Source organism: Prosthecobacter sp. (assembly GCF_044227185.1).
Classification (GTDB): domain Bacteria; phylum Verrucomicrobiota; class Verrucomicrobiia; order Verrucomicrobiales; family Verrucomicrobiaceae; genus Prosthecobacter.
In genome coordinates, this window is sequence record NZ_JBGAFO010000002.1 from 83,884 (window position 1) to 100,497 (window position 16,614).

Here is a 16,614-nt window from a genome sequence, read left to right on the forward strand (position 1 = left end):
AGGCTAGGCGGAAATGAGTTTTGCGGACCGCTCTATTCGGGAGGCTGGAACGCCGCAGAGGTTCTTTTGAGTCCGCTTTTGAAGGGCTCTGAGGTGTTGCGAAACAACGGGTGTGAGGTCTCATGGCACGAACTTATTGAAAACGGGGCTGCAGGGCAGTCGCAGCGGATCGGTTTTCGAACACGTGCATTCCGGGCGCAGGCCGGTCGTGGGTGGAGTCGAATGTTCGATGTTTCAACGATTCCTCCGCCAAACCGTTTGGATTCGAGGAGGTTTGTTCGCCTCAGGGTTTGCGACGCGCTCGAAGACGGGCGGGCTGTCGCCACGACCGTCCTACGGCCATGCCTGCGGCGGGCGCAGGCCGGTCGTGGGTGGCGTCGAATGTTCGATGTTTCGACGATTCCTCCGCCAAGCTGCCTGGGTTCGAGGAGGTTTGTTCGCCTCAGGGTTTGCGACGCGCTCGAAGACGGGCGGGCTGTCGCCACGACCGTCCTACGGCCATGCCTGCGGCGGCGCAGGCCGGTCGTGGGTGGCGTCGAATGTTCGATGTTTCGACGATTCCTCCGCCAAACCGTTTGGATTCGAGGAGGTTCGTTCGCCTCAGGGTTTGCGACGCGCTCGAAGACGGGCGGGCTGTCGCCACGACCGTCCTACGGCCATGCCTGCGGCGGACGCAGGCCGGTCGTGGGTGGAGTCGAATGTTCGATGTTTCGACGATTCCTCCGCCAAACCGTTTGGATTCGAGGAGGTTTGTTCGCCTCAGGGTTTGCGACGCGCTCGAAGACGGGCGGGCTGTCGCCACGACCGTCCTACGGCCATGCCAGGCTGTGCTCTCTATTGGTCAAGGAGGCCTCCTTGCTCGTGCTTCTTTCCAGACTCGATTTCAACTGCCTGTGGTGTGAGGCCACGAACCATTGAAAACGGGGCTGGAGGAGGTGTCGGAGGGGCGTGGGAAAGGACGGAGCTTGGATGCTGGGCGGGCTTCAGTTTTTCGTGGATCGATGGGGTTTCGAGAACCTGGGAGCGTGCTTGATTGACGATTCATCCTTCGCTCTGCGAGCTTCGGAAAACACGTTGATGAGCCATCGATTTTTGATTGCTGAGGTGCCGGAATTTCGGTGCGACGTTATCACACGATGCGTGGATGGGAGGGCGGGAGGCGGGCGTGGGATTGAAGCCGCCTTTCCCGCGCTCCTTCAGAGCGCGACCTTTGGCGAGGAGGGTGTATGGCATGCGTGACCCAGGGCTTGCTGCGCTGCGCCCTGGGCTGAGTCCGGCGGCCCTTCAGGCCGCGTGGCCTGCGACAACCCGCAGACAAGACGACCGCAGAAGATGTATTCAGGAGGATTCGCGGACCTTATTGCAACTCTCAATCAAATGGATTTGGCGAGCCTGTCATCGTTCGTCAAAAGGACCAGCGGAAGGGGGCGTTGGGGATGAGGATGAGCGAGGAGGGTGTATGGCATGCGTGACCCAGGGCTTGCTCGTGCCTCGCGGCGCCCTGGGCTGAGTCCTGCGGCCCTTCAGGCCGCGTGACACGCGAAGGAGTACGGGCAAGGCGAGAAGCAGAGGGTGTATTCAGGGGGATTCGCGGACCTTATTGCAACTCTCAAGCAAATGGATTTGGCGAGCCTGTCATCGTTCGTCAAAAGGCCCAGCGGAAGGGGGCGTTGGGGATGAGTTTGCTTTTGGGGTAGGCGGCGATGCGGACCTGGTTGTGGGAGTTGCCGCTGAGGAGCCAGACGTTGGTGTCGTCCTGGGCGTGGAGGAAGCCGATGTGGCCGCTGCCGGCCTGATCGACGGTGAGGGGCTGGAGGATGCAGATGGAGCCGTAGGTGGGAACGACGGGGCGGCCCCAGGTCCACCAGTCGGAGACTTTGGCGCTGCCGCGGGGCTTGAATCCGGCGCGGAGCACGCACCAGTTCACAAAGGCGGCGCACCAGGCGGTTTCGTCGTGCAGCAGGCTGCCGCTGATGCCGCAGCTTTGGAGGTATTCGAGGATGCGCGGGTTGTCCGCCGCTCCGGCCCATTCCTGGACGCCGACTTCCATGATGGCGATCTGCATCCAGGGCGGCGGGGCGGCGAAGTCCGTGGGAGCGGCCTGCGCGGCGGGGTCTCCGATGGGGCCGGCCATTCCGGCAGTGTCCACATTTACGATCTGGCCGGGGAAGAGCACCTTCCAGCGGCCGGTGCCCCATTCGACGAGGGTGGGGTTTTCGCTTTGAAACTGATCGAGCGTCATGCCGAAGGATGCCGCGATCTTGGAAGGGTTGTCGCCGGGCTGAACGGTGTATTGGGCCATGGGTGGGATGATTGCGGGGTGTCAGAGAAAAGTCACGGATGATTTCATCCGGGGGGGGAGGCACTCTATGGATTAAGGATCGGAAAGAGGGTGAAAAATTGAGGGTCAAAAGATTTTTTCCGGACCTTTGGATTGGGGTTTCTTGCTTTGAGGGGGCGCTGCTTTTGGCGAGGGAATGCGGGGCAAGGGAATGGTGGATGTCTGATCTGGAATCTTGAATTTGGAATTTGGAATTCTGAAATCTGCATTCCTTTGCTCCTTATTCCTTTGTCAAAAAGCAGGTTCCGAGGTCATCCAACGGTGGTGGTATTGGTATTGGAAGATGGTTTTTCTGGCAAGAAAATGGGAGTTTCTGGTGGACTTTGAGAATGCGGGCCCAAGAGATTGGCTGTGAACATTCGATCTGACTGCGCTTTTTGTTTTTGGGGGCTGCATGCCGAATCTCAGCCACGTCTCTGGAACTGCGGCAGCAACTCTGCTTCGTTCACTTTTTCAGCCGGTTTCATCATTTGCTGAAAAAACCCATTTTAGTGAAACTTGGCAAGTAGCATCTCTTGCCAAGAGAACCAAAAGAGCGACATTTATACCACGATCCTTTGAAAATGGGGCTGTGGTGAGAGGTTCGGGGCTCACCTGCAGGCGGAGCGGCACCCGGAGCCGGTTAAAAACCGGCGCTCCCAGGACGGCGAGGATGGCTGGGCATCCCCTTGCCTGGAGCGGATGGGAAGGGGATGGACGAGGCGCTGAAATAGGACTTATAGGCCGGATAAGTCTTATAGGGCCTGATGGGGCCTGTCTGACCCATTGGGGGGGGAGCGGCGCGCGTGTTGTGCGGATGTCCCGGGGGCGGCGGGGGCGCTGGGCTCATCTCGCGGAGCGAGATGGCTACTATGCGGCTAGGCCGTAGTGCTGGCCGATGACCTTGCCGCGGAGGCGGTCGGCTTTGGCGCCGGCCTGGTCGTGCTCGACGACGCCGTCTTTGAGGCGGATGATGCGGGTGCAGCGCTCGACCATGCGCTCGTCGTGGGTGACGAAGACGAGGGTTTTGCCCTGCTGGTTGAGATCGTCGAAGAGGTCGAGGATTTCCTTGCCGGATTTGGAGTCGAGGTTTCCGGTGGCTTCGTCTGCGAGGATGACGAGGGGATTGTTGGAGAGGGCGCGGGCGATGGCGACACGCTGCTGCTGGCCGCCGGAGAGCTCGGTGGGCTTGTGGTAGAGGCGGTGCTCCAGGCCGACCTGGGTGGCGAGGCGGGTGCCGGTTTCGATCATGTCGGTGTCATTGGCGCCGCCATAGTACATGGGGACGGCGATGTTTTCGATGACACTGAGCTGCTGGATGAGATTGTAGCTCTGGAAGATGAAGCCGAGGTTTTTGTTTCGGGCGGCGGAGAGGTCGTCATCCTCCAGGTGGGCGACGTTGAGGCCGCCGAGGTAGTAGTCTCCGGTGGTGGGCTGGTCGAGGCAGCCGAGGACATTGAGCAGCGTGGACTTGCCGCAGCCGGAGGGGCCCATGATGCAGACGTACTCGCCGGGATAAATGGAGACGGAGACGCCCTGGAGCACGTGCTGGAGGGTCTCCCCCATCTGGTAGCTCTTGCAGATGTCCACCAGCTTGATGATGGGCTCGGTGTCCGGCATCACGGTTTGGCGACGGCCACGGCTTTTTCCTTGGGCTTCTTGGAGGACTTGGGCTTGCCGGGGTCTCCCTCGGGATGCTCGGACCTGCCGCTGCCGCCCATGTCGGTCTCGGCCTTCTTCGGCAGGGCGAGTGCGACGGCTTCGCCGCCGTTGAGACCGTCGCGCACTTCGATGAATTCGTCGTTGAAGAGGCCGGTGCTGATCTCACGGCGCTCGAGGGCGCCGTTGTTGCTGATGTAGCAGAAGTGGTGGTCCTGCTCGACCTCGATGGACTGGACGGGGACGTAGAGGACGTCGGCGAGCTGATCGACGATGATTTCGACCTTGGCGTTCATGCCGGGCTTCATCCAGGGGTGGTAGCCATTGATGTGGATGGTGCAGGGATAGACCTTCAAATTCGGGGTGTAACGGCTGCTGCTGGAGTCTGGCAGGACGGCGAGCTCGGCGACGCGGCCGTCCAGCTCCTTGCCGGGCTCGGCATCCACACGGACCTTCACGGGCTGGCCGATGCGGACCTTTTTGATCTGGGACTCATGGACATTCACGCGGACGCCCATCTGGCTCATGTCCGGAATGGTGAGCATGGTCTGGCGAAGGCGGACGGTGGCGCCTTCCTCGATGCTGTTGTTGTAGTTGTAGGAGGAGCTGGCGTTGAGGTCTCCGTAGGCGACGAGGCCGGGCTGGGGGGCCCTGATCACGCAGGCCTTGAGCTGCTGCTCGAGGTTTTCACGCTGGGCGAGCTCCATTTCGTAGCGCCGCTTGGCGGTGCTGAAACGGGTCTCCGCCTGGGCCATGCGGGAGCGGTTGGCGCGGATGGTGCGCTGCAGCTTGTTCAGGGCTTCGCGGTAGGCGGCGAGGTAGGTGGCGCACTGCTTGCTGAACTCGTATTTCTTGAAGAGGGCGAGCGCGGTTTCCGAGGTCTTCACGGAGAGCTCCACCTTGTCAAAGCTGACCTCGTCATTTTCCATCTGGGCGGCGGTGACGAACTTCTTTTCTGCGAGACGTTTGGAGGACTCGACTTTCTGCTTGGCCAGGGCCAGCTCAGAGCGGTGCAGGAGGAGGTCATCTTCGAGCTGGCGAAGCTTCTGCTGCGCCTCGCCATCGCTCTGGGCCTTCTGCTCCAGGAAAGGGGTGAAGTCGATCATCTCGCTCACGGGCGGGGCGGCGACGGTTTTTTTGGGGGCTTTTTCCTTGCCGGAGGCGCCGTGTTTGGCGATGGCGGCCTCGGAGTTGACGGGGGTGTTGGCCTGGGTTTCCAGGACGTCCGCGTATTTTTCAAAGGCTTCCACGTCCGGGGGGAGCTTTGCAGCGGTGAGGATGGCGCCGGTGACTTCACGACCGAGGTATTTTTCAAAGTCCATGAGGGCGAAGATGGCCACCTGCTTGGTGTCGCGCACCAGGGTCTGGTTTTCGCTCTTCTGGATCTCGCGGTTTTCGTCCGCGTCGATGTAGTTTGAAACGGTGGTCTGGAACTCGATCTCGTGGGTTTCGATCTTGGTCTTGAGGTCGGTGCTGTCGAGCTCGATGAGGACCTTGCCGTCCTTGACGTCTTCTTCGGTGATGAGGTAGCCTTCGGGGATGAGGTTGAGAATCTTGGTGGGGATCTCGATCTCGCTCTTCACTTCATTGTTCTGCAGGGCGCGGATTTCACCGCCCTGGAGCACATTGATCTCCAAGGGGCCGCGCTGCACGATGAAGGTGGGGACTTTCTCCGCGGTGGCACCGCCACCGGACATGCTCCACCAGCCGACGAGGGCGAGAGCACTGACGCCGGCGGTGATGATTCCTTTTCTGGATTTTCCCTTCTTCATTCTCCTTTAGGCTTTTCCTTGTTCAATACGTCCACCCAGCCGCCATCTTTCTCGATGAAGAGCACGCCCATGTCCCGCCACAGGCGCAGCCGGACGAGGGTGTGGTTGATGGTGGTGGAGACCATGAGGTTTCGGGTGGTGTTCATGTCGCGCTGGGCATCGACGAGGTTGATGGCGGTGCCGATGCCTTCGGCATTGAAGGCTTCCTCGACCTCGAGACGCTGGGTGCTGATGTCCATGCCGATCTTGGCGAGCTCGTACTGCTTGCGGGCGAGCTGGAGGTCACGCCAGCCGGTGCGGACGTCGCTGCGGGCATTTTCCTCGGCGAGATCCTGCGCACGTCTGGCCTGCTGCTCGGTGATGATGGCGGAACGGAGGATGTTTCGCTCGGGCTTCTGGTTGAGGTTGAGGTCGGTGTTGAGGCCCATGCTGAGATTGCGGTTTCCGGGCAGGAGGGCGTAGTCGGTGCGGTTGGGGTTGTCGAGGACGCTGTAATTGACGAGGGCATTGACGGAGGGAAGAGCCTGCTGTTTGGCGATGAGAACCTTACGGCTGGCGTCCTCGACCTGGTCACGCAAATTCAGCAGATCGAGGCGGCTGTTGAGCATGACGGTGATGGCTTCATCGAGGGTGCCGGGCGATTCGATGATCTGGAGGGCGTCCTTGTCCTTGTAGTCGAGGACGATGCGCTCGGTGACGGGGAGGCCGAGATTGACCTTGAGGTCATCCAGGGCCTGCTCGTAGTCACGGATGGCGCTGATCCAAGAACGCTCGAAGACGATGCGGGACTGGACGAGACGGAAGACGGAGGACTTGGTGCTGTTTGCGGCATTTTCCTTCTGCATGGCGGTCTCACGGGCCACGACGAAATCAAAGGCTTTGAAGGCGAGGTAGGCGTTGCGGGCGGTCTCGCGCAACTGGATGACGCCAAAGTACTGGGTGGCGATGTCCACGGCGAAGGATTTGCGATACTGGGCGAAAGTGCGGATGGCGTAGAGGACGCTGCGCTCATTCTGCGTGAGGGCCTCCGAGGCGGAAAGATAGCCGGCGCCGCTGAGGAGAGGCTGGGTGAGGGAGAGGCCGAGCTGGGAAAGGCCATTGCCCCTGCCGCCGCCGGTGAGGTAGCGGACGAAATTGCTGGTGAGGTTTGTGGCGAGCTGGGCGCCGGTGCGGGTGAGGGCGGAGACGCCGAGGCTGCCGGTGGTGGTCTGGGTGGAGGTGCGGACGAGGCTGTTGACACCCGAGAGGGAGACGGTGCTGGACTTGGTGGCGGAGCCTGAGCCGGCGAAGATGGGGCTGAACTGCTGGCGTGTGAGGGTGAGGCCCAGGGCCGCCTGATACACGGCCTCCTTCTGGGTGAGGTAGGTACGATTGCGGTGCACCGCGAAGTTCAGAGCCTCCGCCAGGCTGACGACGCGGGCGTTTTCCTCCACAAAGGAGCGGTCTCCGAGGAACTCCTCCTTTTTCATGCTTTTGCGGAGTTCCTCCATCCTGACGGGGGGCGGGGGGCTGATGTTCAGGAAGGCGTCTCCGGAATTTGGCACCTTGCTGGCCTTTTTGCGCAGGATGCCGAAGGTCTCCTTGTCCGCCCACTTCTTGTAGAAGCCCGTGCTGCAGGCGCTCAGTCCCAGTGCCAGCAGCGTGAGGAGCGCTACGGCGGGCTGGAAAGGGCGATGTTTTGGCATGGGGGAGCTGACCGGCATTGGGGTGGTTGGGCCGGGATGGTGGTTTTGGGGGGCCATGCAATACGGCTGACCTTCAGACGATCTATCGAATGGATGACAAAACCTCGTTGCCTCCACCTCAGGCGCCGTTACTATTCCGCCCCCCCACTGCATGTCCGACCTGCCCAAAGTCGCTGAAACTGAAGAACTCCTCAAGGAGACGTCCGGATCCCCCCCGACCCGGAAGACGCTGATCGAGAAACTGGACAACTGGGACGACTGGGCGAGCTGGGATGAATTTTACCGCACGTACTCGGGCTTCGTCTTCCACGTGGCGCGCAAGACGGGGCTGAGCGATGACGAGGCGAATGACGTGGTGCAGGAAACTTTCATCGGCGTGGCGAAGAACCTGCAGAAGAAGAAATTCGACACGAGCCTGGGGTCCTTCAAATCCTTTCTGCTGAACCAGGCGCGGTGGCGGATTCTGGACCAGTTCCGCCGCCGGAAGAAGCAGCAGAGCCGCGAGGCGAACCTGTATGCGGATGAGACGGATGAGCGGCGCACGGCGCCCATCGACCGGTGCGCGGACCCGAACGGGGTGGCGCTGGAAAAGCTGTGGGAAAAGGAGTGGCAGGACAAGGTGATGGACATCGCGCTGCGGCGTGTGCGCGCGCTGGTGTCTCCGCGGCAGTTTCAGATTTTCTCCTGCTATGTGCTGAAGGGCTGGAGCCCTGAGCGCGTGAAGAAGGAGCTGGGGGTGAATGCGGCGCAGGTGTACCTGGCGAAGCACCGCGTGGGGCGCATCTTGAAACGCGAGGCGGCGAAGCTGGCGGAGGCGGAGGAGTAGAGAGAGAAGGCGATGAAGCTTTCCTTCTGGCACCGCGTGCTTTCATGCGCTGCGGGAGCTTTGCTGGTCACGGGATGTGAGGCACCGAATGTGTTTCGGAATGCACCGGCGCAGCGTCCTCACGCCAGTTTAATTTCCGCGGATGCGTCAGGCTTGCGCGGCTTCATGGGTTTTGGGCGGAAGGTCTCGCCGTCTTTTATCAATGACCAGCCCACGGCCTTCTGGCGGCTGCGGGAAAGTTTTCGCCTGCCGGCTGGAGAGACGGTTCTCAAGGTCAGCGATGTCTGCCGCCCCTATGGCTATGCTCCGATGAGATTCACCGCGGTGGCCGGGCGGTGCTACGTGCTGCGCCCGACCCGCACGGGCAGCCGGGATGCAGCGACTCTTTCTGAGCGGGCGCCTGGCAATGGGGTGGAGCGGGTGATCTCGACGGCTTTGAGAGACGTCCAATGAGCGCCGGGCTGGAAGCGCCCGCTGAAAGTGACCGCGTTTCCGTCACGTAGCGGTCTGACCATGCGTCTTCTCATTGCTCTCTTTGTTGTTCTTTCCTCCCTGCACGCGGCGGAGCCGGTGCCGCTGTTCATTGAAGGCTATGCCGGGCAGCGCAGCATCGCGCAGGGGGAGGAGATCGGGATTCATGTGAGCACCACTGCGGCGAAGTATGAGATCGAGGTGGCGCGGCTGGGCGCGACGCGGGAGGTGGTGTGGAAGAAAGCTGACGTGCCCGGGGCGGCGTATCCGGTGCCGGAGGATGCGTCTGCGAACGGCTGCCGGTGGCCGGAGAGTGTGCGCGTGCCGAGCGGTGAGAAATGGAAGAGCGGCTATTATGAAGTGGTATTCCGCGCGGCGGACACGGGCGGGAAATGGAGCCACCGCGGCAAACGCAGCGCGGAGAGCAGCGCGTGGTTCATCGTGCGCTCCGCCAAGCCGGGGAGGACTTCGAAGATTTTGCTGCAGCTTTGCAGCAACACGTACAACGCGTACAACAACTGGGGCGGCTTTTCCGTGTATGCCTACAACAGCCTTTCCAACAACCAGGGGCACCGGGTGAGCTTCGAGAGGCCCGGCCCTTCCCAGTTTGCGCGCTGGGAGCTGCCGTTTGTGCAGTGGGCGGAGAAGAATGGACACACACTGGAGTTTGCGGCGAATGATGACCTGGAATTCCGGCCGGAGATTCTCGCGGGCTACAAGCTGGTGCTGAGCGTGGGGCATGACGAGTACTGGAGCACGCCGATGCGCGACAACCTGGAGGCATGGATCGGCAAGGGCGGCAACGTGGCCTTTTTCAGCGGGAACACGTGCTGCTGGCAGGTGCGCGCCGAAGATGGCGGCCGCGCCTTCACGTGCTGCAAGCAGAACTACCACCTGGACCCGGTCTTTGCGACCCGCGATTTTAAAACCCTGAGCACCGCGTGGAGCCATCATCTGCTCAAGCGGCCGGAGAACGAGCTGACGGGCGTGGGTTTTCTGTGGGGCGGGTACCGGAAGAGCCACGGGCAGTTCATGACGGAGCCCGCGGAGTATGAAGTGCACCGGCCGGAGCACTGGATCTTTGAAGGCACCGAGCTGAAGCGGGGGGACAAGTTTGGCGGCAAGGACACCATCGTCGGCTATGAGTGCGATGGCTGCGAGCTTTCCTGGAAGGACGGCCTCCCCTTCCCCACGTTTAAAGACGGCACGCCGAAGACCTTTGAAGTCCTGGCCACCTGCCCGGTGCGCTGGCATCCGGATGATGCGGAGTGGTATGAGAAATGGGAGATCGGGCGGACGGGCGCGGCCTGTCTGGGTCTCTACACCCGCGGCGGCACCGTCTTCACCGCCGCCACCACGGACTGGGCGCACGGCCTGATGGGTGGCGATGCGACGGTGATGCGCATCACGCAAAACGTGCTGGGGCGGCTGGCGAAATAAACGGGGCGGCTCAGTGCGCCGTGCCTTGATCCAGCGAGAGCATCACGTACACGACATAGATGCCAAGGAGCAGCACTCCGCGCCAGCGGCCGATGTGGCCGCCGGGGCCGGGAATGATGAGGAGGGTGGTGAGGGCACCGAAAATGAGGCTGGGCATGATCTCGGAGAGATTGACCTTGTAGGGATGGATCAAGGCTGCGACGGAGGCGATGAAGAGGGCATTGAAGATGCTGCTGCCGAGGATGTTTCCCAGGCCCACGTCATGATGTCCGCGCATGCGGGCGATGAGGGTGGTGGCCAGCTCCGGGGTGCTGGTGGCCAGCGCCACGATGACCGCGCCGACGATGAAGGGGCTCCAGCCCAGCGCGAGGGCGACCGCCCTGCCGCCATGCACCACGAACTGGGCGGCGCCGATGAGGAGCAGCAGGCCCAGGAGGCTGAAGCCCAGCATGCGGCCCACGGCGACTTTTTCCGCCGGGGCCGGATTTTTGGCGGCATGCGCACGGGCATGATTGATCACGACCATGAGCCAGACAAAAAAGACGCCCATCATGATCGCGGCATCCGCCCGTGAAAACCAGCCGTCGATGAGCAGCGCGTACACGACGCCTGGAACCAGCAGAGAGACAAACCAGTCCCGCATGACGCCGCTGTCCTCCGCCTTCATGGCGGAGAGGGACAGCACGAGGCCTAGAACGAGCGAGACATTGACCACATTGCTGCCGAGCACGTCTCCCAGGGATATCTGGGGGACGCCATCGTGCGCGGCATGAATGGCCACCATCAGCTCCGGAGAGGAGGTGCCGAACGCCGCCACCGTGACGCCAATGACGGCCGTGGGCCAGCGAGCCCACGCGGCCAGGCCGACACCGCCTCTCACAAACAGCTCGCCACCGAACCAGGCGAGCACGACACCGGCAAGAAGATAAAGAATGGCTGTAAACATAGGAGAGAGGGGGTGACTGGCCCCCGCATTCCTAGTCGAGGCGGCTCGTGGAGCAATTGTGATCGGCGGGCGATTTTGCAATCGACGCCGGCGGGAGTGTTTTTTTCCGGCGCATCCTGGGGACAGGAATGACCAAGATGCGGGGAGTGCGTTCAAGGTGACGACGTAGGTTCCGTCATGCTTTCACAGGCCCGGCCCGTCATTGGTCCACCGCAGCAACTGTTCGGAGTCTTCCTCCGAGCTGTCCCAGCGCAGACTGCCGTCAGCCCTCACACAAGGGGGAAGACCATGGGGATAATAGAGCGACTCCACCCCCGAAAGCTGCGCACCGCCCAGGTGACCGCCCAGCAGCACACTCTGACGCACCAGCAGGCGAAGGCACTGGCAGGTGTCCCGCCAGGCGCAGACGTGCGAGCATTCCAGGTTGGTGGCGTGGGCATTCATCACCGTGGATTCAAACTTATAGAACGACGCCGCAGCCGGTGTTGTCCATGCGTAGTACCACGGCATCGATGCTACTGGATACCGTTAGATTCTTGTGGCGTTTCCAGCCAATGGACCGAAGGCTGCGCCTGCTGCTGAGACGATGAAATTTCACCACCTCTCCCCTGATGCCGCGCTGAGCCAGGTGCGTTCGCGCAGCAGCGGTCTCACCTCCGCGGAGGCCGCGGCCCGTCTGGCAGAGCCGGGCACACGCCTGCGAAAAAGCAACGGCTCCGCCTGGCGCCTGCTGCTCAACCAGTTCCGCAGCCCGCTGGTGATCCTGCTGCTCGTGGCGATGACCATCTCCGCCTTTCTCGGGGACAAGATGGACGTCCTCATCGTCTCCACCGTGGTGCTCATGAGCACCCTGCTGGGCTTCTGGCAGGAATACCGCGCGGCGAATGCCGTGGCCGCTCTGCTGGCGATGATCCAGGCCCGTGCGTGTGTGCTGCGCGATGATCAGAAGGCTGAGATTCCCGCCGAGCAGGTCGTGCCAGGAGATGTCGTTCTCCTCAGCGCTGGAGACACCATCCCGGGAGACGGGCTCCTGCTGGAATCGAAGGACCTGTTTGTGGATGAATCCGCGCTCACCGGAGAAAGCTACCCCGCCGAGAAAAAGGCCGGCGCCGTAGCCCCGGACGCGCGCCAGAGCGAGCGGACGAATTCTGTGTTTGAAGGCACCCACGTGGTCAGCGGTACCGCGCGCGTGCTCATCATGGGCACCGGCGCGGACACCGAGTTTGGCGCCATTTCGGAGCGGCTGCGACTGCGCGCGCCGGAGACGGACTTCGAGCGCGGGCTGCGGCGCTTTGGCGAGATGCTCATCAAGGTCACGCTGCTCTTCGTCATCGCCATCTTCGGCATCAATGTCTTCTTCCACCGTCCGGTGCTGGAGGCCTTCATGTTTGCGCTCGCGCTGGCCGTGGGCATGACGCCGGAACTCCTTCCCGCCATCGTCAGCATCACCCTGGCGCGGGGGGCCAAACGCATGGCGGAGGACCAGGTCATCGTGCGGCGGCTCTCCTCCATTGAGAATTTTGGCAGCATGAACGTGCTCTGCTCGGATAAAACCGGCACGCTCACGGAGGGGCACGTGCGCCTGCTCGCCGCGCATGATTTTCAGGGCGAAGCCAGCGACACGGCGCGCCTGCACGGCGTGCTGAACGCCACCTTTGAAAGCGGCTTCACCAATCCCATCGATGCCGCGCTGCGTGCGGAGACGGGGCTGGATCTCTCCGGCTGGCACAAGTTTGACGAGGTGCCCTACGACTTCATCCGCAAACGTCTCAGCGTGGTGGTGGAGCACAGCAATGGCGGGCAACGCCACCTCATGATCACGAAGGGGGCCTTTGCGAATGTGCTCGCGGTCTGCACCAAGGTGGCCACGCCAGAGGGCGAGCAGCCGATGGCGGCCTTTCGCGATTCCTTGCAGCAGCGCTTTGCCGACTACAGCCACGCCGGCCACCGGGTGCTCGGGCTAGCGAGCCGGGACGTGACCGACGATCCGGTGATCAACAAGGACGACGAACAGGACATGACCTTCACCGGCTTTCTGCTGTTTGACGATCCGCCCAAGGCAGGAGCGGCCGAGGCCATTCAGGAGCTGCGCCAGCTCGGCGTCAGCCTGAAGGTCATCACCGGAGACAACCGCCTCGTGGCGCAGCGCCTGGGCGCGCAGATGGGCATTCCAAGTCCTGAAGTGCTCACCGGGGACGTCCTCCATCACATGACCGCAGCCGCGCTCACCAGCCGCGTCAGCGAGGTGGACATCTTTGCTGAAACGGAGCCCAATCAGAAGGAGCGCATCCTCATCGCGCTGCGCAAGGCGGGTCACGTGGTCGGTTATCTGGGAGATGGCATCAACGACGCCTCCGCTCTGCACGCCGCGGACGTGGGCATTTCCGTGGATGGCGCGGTGGATGTGGCCAAGGAGGCCGCGGACATCGTCCTGCTGCGCCACGATCTCGGCGTGCTGGCGCGCGGGGTGCGCAACGGCCGCATTACTTTTGCGAACACGCTGAAGTACATCTTCATCGCCACGAGCGCGAATTTTGGCAACATGTTCAGCATGGCGGGGGCCTCGCTGTTTCTGCCGTTCCTGCCGCTGCTGCCGAAGCAGATCCTGCTGAACAATTTTCTCTCCGATCTTCCCGCGCTCACGATCGCCACGGACAGCGTGGATGCCGAGCAGGTGCAGAAACCGCGCCGGTGGAACCAGAAGTTCATCCGCCGTTTCATGGTGGCGTTCGGACTGGTCAGCTCGGTGTTTGACTACCTCACCTTCGGCGCGCTGCTGCTGGTGCTGCATGCCACGGAGGGGCAGTTTCAGACCGGCTGGTTCATCGAGTCCGTGCTGACGCAGATGTTCATCGTCATGGTCATCCGCACGCACCGCTCCATTTTCAAGAGCCGCCCCGGGCGCATTCTCGCCGCGGCCACGCTCGCCGTCGCCGGGACGGTCGTCGTGCTGCCTTACACACCGCTCGGCGAGCTCTTTGGCCTGGTGCCGCCGCCGTGGCATTTCATGCTGATGCTTGCAGGCATCACCCTGCTTTATTTGCTGACCAGTGAAATGGTGAAACGAGTGATGTTTGCCCGGCTGGAGCAGGCGGTGGAGCCCCGCCGCTGAGGTCACGCTTGTTTCTTTTTCAGAAGACGTCGCGAACAGATGAGGCCTGGAATCATCGGCAGCCAGAAGCTCAGGCCGCGAAACAGCAGCGTCGCCGACAGCCCCACCGAAAGAGGCAGGCCGATGCTTTTCAGGCTCACCACGGACGCCGTCTCAAACGTGCCCAGTCCTCCGGGGATGATGCCGATGGTGCGGAACAGGTTTGAAACCATGAAGCAGGAGAACACGCCGCCGACGGATGCCGCCACTCCCAGCGCGCGCGCCGCCACCCAGATGGTGGCGGCATCCAGCAGGAAGATCATTGCGTGCATGGCAAAGGCCAGCAGCAGCACCCGCTTGTTTTTGAATGAGCCGGAGGGCGCATGCTCCACCCACTGCAGCAGCCGCGTCAGTTTTGCGAAGCGCCGCAGCCTGGTTTTCACCCACACCACGCCGCCGCTGGGAAGTGAAATGAGAAATGCGCAGACGCCTGCCTCCACCAGCACAAAAACCAGCATGGCCCACGTCACCCAGCCGGGCAGATGTCCCTGATGGAGCGCCACGGCAAGCGCCAGCGCCATGCAGCAGCCGTAGGCGAGGTGATACATCGCCACGTCCACCAGCACCGCGGCTGAAACCACCGCACGCGGCATGCCCATGCGAGTGAGCGCCCCGGACACCACGGCCACGCCGCTGATCCCGCCCGAGGGCAGCGCCTGATCGACAAACAACATCGCGAGACTCAGCTCAAACGACTTGCCCACGGACAAGACCTGCCCCTTGGCCACGGCCACCACGCGCCACACGATGCCCTGCAACACGTACGTGCCAGCCTGGAGGATCAGCGCGAGGCCCAGCCAGAACACATCAATCTGGCGCAGCAGGCGCATGAACTCCTCCTCCTCGCTCAGATGCGTCACCACCAAAATCAAAGCGCCGCAGGCCGCCGCACCCACCAACCACACCAGCCAGGAGGTGGACGGGTGCCCGACAGCAGACGAAGGCTCCAGCGGAGCATCCGGCTCGTCGGGCATGGGCGCTTCAGGCATGCCCTTCTTTTGAAGTCCCCGCGGGTGAAGTCAATCAGGAAACCGGCCGCGCCACTTTCATTCGGATCACCTCCCCTTCCCCACCGCCGGGAGGACGTGTTTGGCAATCTCCTGGCTGAGCATCTGATACGCCGGCGCCTGCCAGTGGAAGTTGTCACCCGCGGCGAGTTCGAGATGCGAGGCCAGGAGCGCATACGCATCGATCACCTCGACGCCCTCCTGCTTCATCACCTGCGCGGAAAGAGTGTTCAGGCGGATCACCACGTTGTTTTTGTCGCCCAGGCTAGTCACCGGCTGGTCCGGCGCGGGACGCGCGGCCGTGTGCGGCGTGGTCATGAGGTAAAAAATCTTTGCCTGCGGTGCGCCGTTTTTGAAGCAGCGGGTCAGTTTGTGCATCCGGTCCAGGACGAGCGCATCCGGCACCTTGTCCGGCGTCCAGCCCAGGGAATGGAGGCCGTTGTTGAAAACCACCGCGTCAAATTTGTACCGGCCCGCCATCTCCGTCAGCGCCTGCTCGGGCACATCGCCACCGACGAAGTGGACGCAATGAAACACATAGACGTGCTGCTTGAGCATCTCCGGAATGAAAGGCCCGCTGTAGCCGCCTGAGATGGAATCGCCGTAGATCAGCACCTTGGGCCATTCCGGGTGCTCGATCTTCGGAACGTCCAGCGCCCAGCCTTTGCCAGCCACCGCGCCGCGCGGAAACTCACTGGCCCGCTCCTTCTTCGACACATAGCTGTAGCCCGGCCCGAACACTTTCACTGCGTGCACCGTCACCGGCATGGTCTTGGACTTTGCATTGTCATTGCGTCCGATCCACATCGGCCCGCCGTTGGGGATCAGCTCCATGAAGCACTTCTTGATCGGAGCATCATCGATGTAAAAAGTCGCCAGGCCGCCGCGCACCGCCATGGTGAAGGTGCAGGGCTTGCCGACCTCCGGCTCATTGCGGCCGTTGAGCGCGCCGCCGACCATGAGGATGCGGTTCACGACCGAGTTCACCTGGCGCGCGTAGTAGGGCTTGTCCTTGTAGTTGAAGAACATGGCAAAGCCGTCGTCCTGCCCGCTGCTCTGCTTGTTCATCACGGTGAAGACGGCATCCTGCACCAGGGCATCCAGCGAAAGCGTGACCTGCACCGTGAAGTTTTTCTGGTCTGGAAAAGCCTCCGCCGGCACTGCGAAGGCCGCGCCATCGCGCAGCTTCACGGTGCCGTTCACCTTTTCCACCGCGCCGGACTGCTGAGCCGCGGGGATGTCATTCTTCGCCAAATCCCACAGGGCGGCTTCATCGGCGGTGGCGGAAAGGCTCGTGAATGCGAGCAGCAGGACGGTCAGTGTGTGTTTCATGCTGG

General features: G+C 62.3%; 11 protein-coding genes. 3 read left to right on the forward strand and 8 right to left on the reverse strand.

Going from position 1 to position 16,614, the window contains the following annotated elements; genetic code table 11:
* Positions 1-1,645: 1,645 nt before the first annotated feature.
* The 4 genes from ACILSQ_RS04865 to ACILSQ_RS04880 all read right to left on the reverse strand — a co-directional run bounded on the left by ACILSQ_RS04865 (position 1,646) and on the right by ACILSQ_RS04880 (position 7,436).
* A complete protein-coding gene (locus ACILSQ_RS04865; protein ID WP_395742461.1) occupies positions 1,646-2,302 on the reverse strand; it encodes a LysM peptidoglycan-binding domain-containing protein in 657 nt (218 codons plus the stop codon).
* An 888-nt stretch (positions 2,303-3,190) separates the two neighbouring features.
* Positions 3,191-3,940, reverse strand: a complete 750-nt coding sequence (locus ACILSQ_RS04870; RefSeq protein ID WP_395742462.1) for an ABC transporter ATP-binding protein — start codon at positions 3,938-3,940, stop codon at positions 3,191-3,193.
* Positions 3,940-5,751 carry an efflux RND transporter periplasmic adaptor subunit gene (locus ACILSQ_RS04875; RefSeq protein WP_395742463.1) on the reverse strand — a complete coding sequence of 604 codons (1,812 nt, stop codon included), beginning with the start codon at positions 5,749-5,751 and terminating at the stop codon, positions 3,940-3,942. Before ACILSQ_RS04875 ends, ACILSQ_RS04870 begins: the two co-directional genes overlap by 1 nt.
* Positions 5,748-7,436, reverse strand: coding sequence for a TolC family protein (locus tag ACILSQ_RS04880; RefSeq protein ID WP_395742464.1), 1,689 nt, complete (start codon positions 7,434-7,436; stop codon positions 5,748-5,750). Before ACILSQ_RS04880 ends, ACILSQ_RS04875 begins: the two co-directional genes overlap by 4 nt.
* Before the next feature lie 151 nt (positions 7,437-7,587).
* On the opposite strand from ACILSQ_RS04880, the gene ACILSQ_RS04885 reads away from it, so the two are divergent.
* Together ACILSQ_RS04885 and ACILSQ_RS04890 are read left to right on the forward strand one after the other, a co-directional pair.
* Positions 7,588-8,262 (forward strand): sigma-70 family RNA polymerase sigma factor, encoded by a 675-nt coding sequence (locus ACILSQ_RS04885; protein WP_395739255.1) that lies wholly within the window; start codon positions 7,588-7,590, stop codon positions 8,260-8,262.
* Positions 8,263-8,775: 513 nt separating this feature from the next.
* Positions 8,776-10,173: a N,N-dimethylformamidase beta subunit family domain-containing protein gene (locus ACILSQ_RS04890; protein ID WP_395742465.1), complete on the forward strand. Its 1,398-nt coding sequence runs from the start codon at positions 8,776-8,778 to the stop codon at positions 10,171-10,173.
* Positions 10,174-10,183: 10 nt separating this feature from the next.
* Here the strand turns inward: ACILSQ_RS04890 and ACILSQ_RS04895 are convergent, their stop codons facing one another.
* Together ACILSQ_RS04895 and ACILSQ_RS04900 are read right to left on the reverse strand one after the other, a co-directional pair.
* Positions 10,184-11,119 carry a sodium:calcium antiporter gene (locus ACILSQ_RS04895; RefSeq protein ID WP_395742466.1) on the reverse strand — a complete coding sequence of 312 codons (936 nt, stop codon included), beginning with the start codon at positions 11,117-11,119 and terminating at the stop codon, positions 10,184-10,186.
* A gap of 183 nt (positions 11,120-11,302) precedes the next feature.
* A complete protein-coding gene (locus tag ACILSQ_RS04900) occupies positions 11,303-11,629 on the reverse strand; it encodes a hypothetical protein (protein ID WP_395742467.1) in 327 nt (108 codons plus the stop codon).
* 76 nt (positions 11,630-11,705) lie between these two features.
* On the opposite strand from ACILSQ_RS04900, the gene mgtA reads away from it, so the two are divergent.
* Complete coding sequence (mgtA, locus tag ACILSQ_RS04905; RefSeq protein WP_395742468.1) at positions 11,706-14,231, forward strand: magnesium-translocating P-type ATPase; 2,526 nt, start codon at positions 11,706-11,708, stop codon at positions 14,229-14,231.
* A gap of 2 nt (positions 14,232-14,233) precedes the next feature.
* Here mgtA and ACILSQ_RS04910 read toward each other — a convergent pair whose 3' ends face one another.
* Together ACILSQ_RS04910 and ACILSQ_RS04915 are read right to left on the reverse strand one after the other, a co-directional pair.
* Entirely contained in the window at positions 14,234-15,259 is a 1,026-nt protein-coding gene (locus ACILSQ_RS04910) for a YbhN family protein (RefSeq protein ID WP_395742469.1), read from the reverse strand.
* Between the two features lie 66 nt (positions 15,260-15,325).
* Positions 15,326-16,609: an SGNH/GDSL hydrolase family protein gene (locus tag ACILSQ_RS04915; RefSeq protein WP_395742470.1), complete on the reverse strand. Its 1,284-nt coding sequence runs from the start codon at positions 16,607-16,609 to the stop codon at positions 15,326-15,328.
* Positions 16,610-16,614: the final 5 nt, after the last annotated feature.

What these genes read in the sequence shown, in the direction of transcription:
- ACILSQ_RS04865 (WP_395742461.1), bottom strand. Translation starts at nt 2,302, where the DNA reads ATGGCCCAATACACCGTTCAGCCCGGCGACAACCCTTCCAAGATCGCG.
- ACILSQ_RS04910 (WP_395742469.1), bottom strand. Translation starts at nt 15,259, where the DNA reads ATGCCTGAAGCGCCCATGCCCGACGAGCCGGATGCTCCGCTGGAGCCT.
- mgtA (WP_395742468.1), top strand. Translation starts at nt 11,706, where the DNA reads ATGAAATTTCACCACCTCTCCCCTGATGCCGCGCTGAGCCAGGTGCGT.
- ACILSQ_RS04870 (WP_395742462.1), bottom strand. Translation starts at nt 3,940, where the DNA reads ATGCCGGACACCGAGCCCATCATCAAGCTGGTGGACATCTGCAAGAGC.
- ACILSQ_RS04875 (WP_395742463.1), bottom strand. Translation starts at nt 5,751, where the DNA reads ATGAAGAAGGGAAAATCCAGAAAAGGAATCATCACCGCCGGCGTCAGT.
- ACILSQ_RS04900 (WP_395742467.1), bottom strand. Translation starts at nt 11,629, where the DNA reads ATGCCGTGGTACTACGCATGGACAACACCGGCTGCGGCGTCGTTCTAT.
- ACILSQ_RS04880 (WP_395742464.1), bottom strand. Translation starts at nt 7,436, where the DNA reads ATGCCAAAACATCGCCCTTTCCAGCCCGCCGTAGCGCTCCTCACGCTG.
- ACILSQ_RS04895 (WP_395742466.1), bottom strand. Translation starts at nt 11,119, where the DNA reads ATGTTTACAGCCATTCTTTATCTTCTTGCCGGTGTCGTGCTCGCCTGG.
- ACILSQ_RS04915 (WP_395742470.1), bottom strand. Translation starts at nt 16,609, where the DNA reads ATGAAACACACACTGACCGTCCTGCTGCTCGCATTCACGAGCCTTTCC.
- ACILSQ_RS04890 (WP_395742465.1), top strand. Translation starts at nt 8,776, where the DNA reads ATGCGTCTTCTCATTGCTCTCTTTGTTGTTCTTTCCTCCCTGCACGCG.
- ACILSQ_RS04885 (WP_395739255.1), top strand. Translation starts at nt 7,588, where the DNA reads ATGTCCGACCTGCCCAAAGTCGCTGAAACTGAAGAACTCCTCAAGGAG.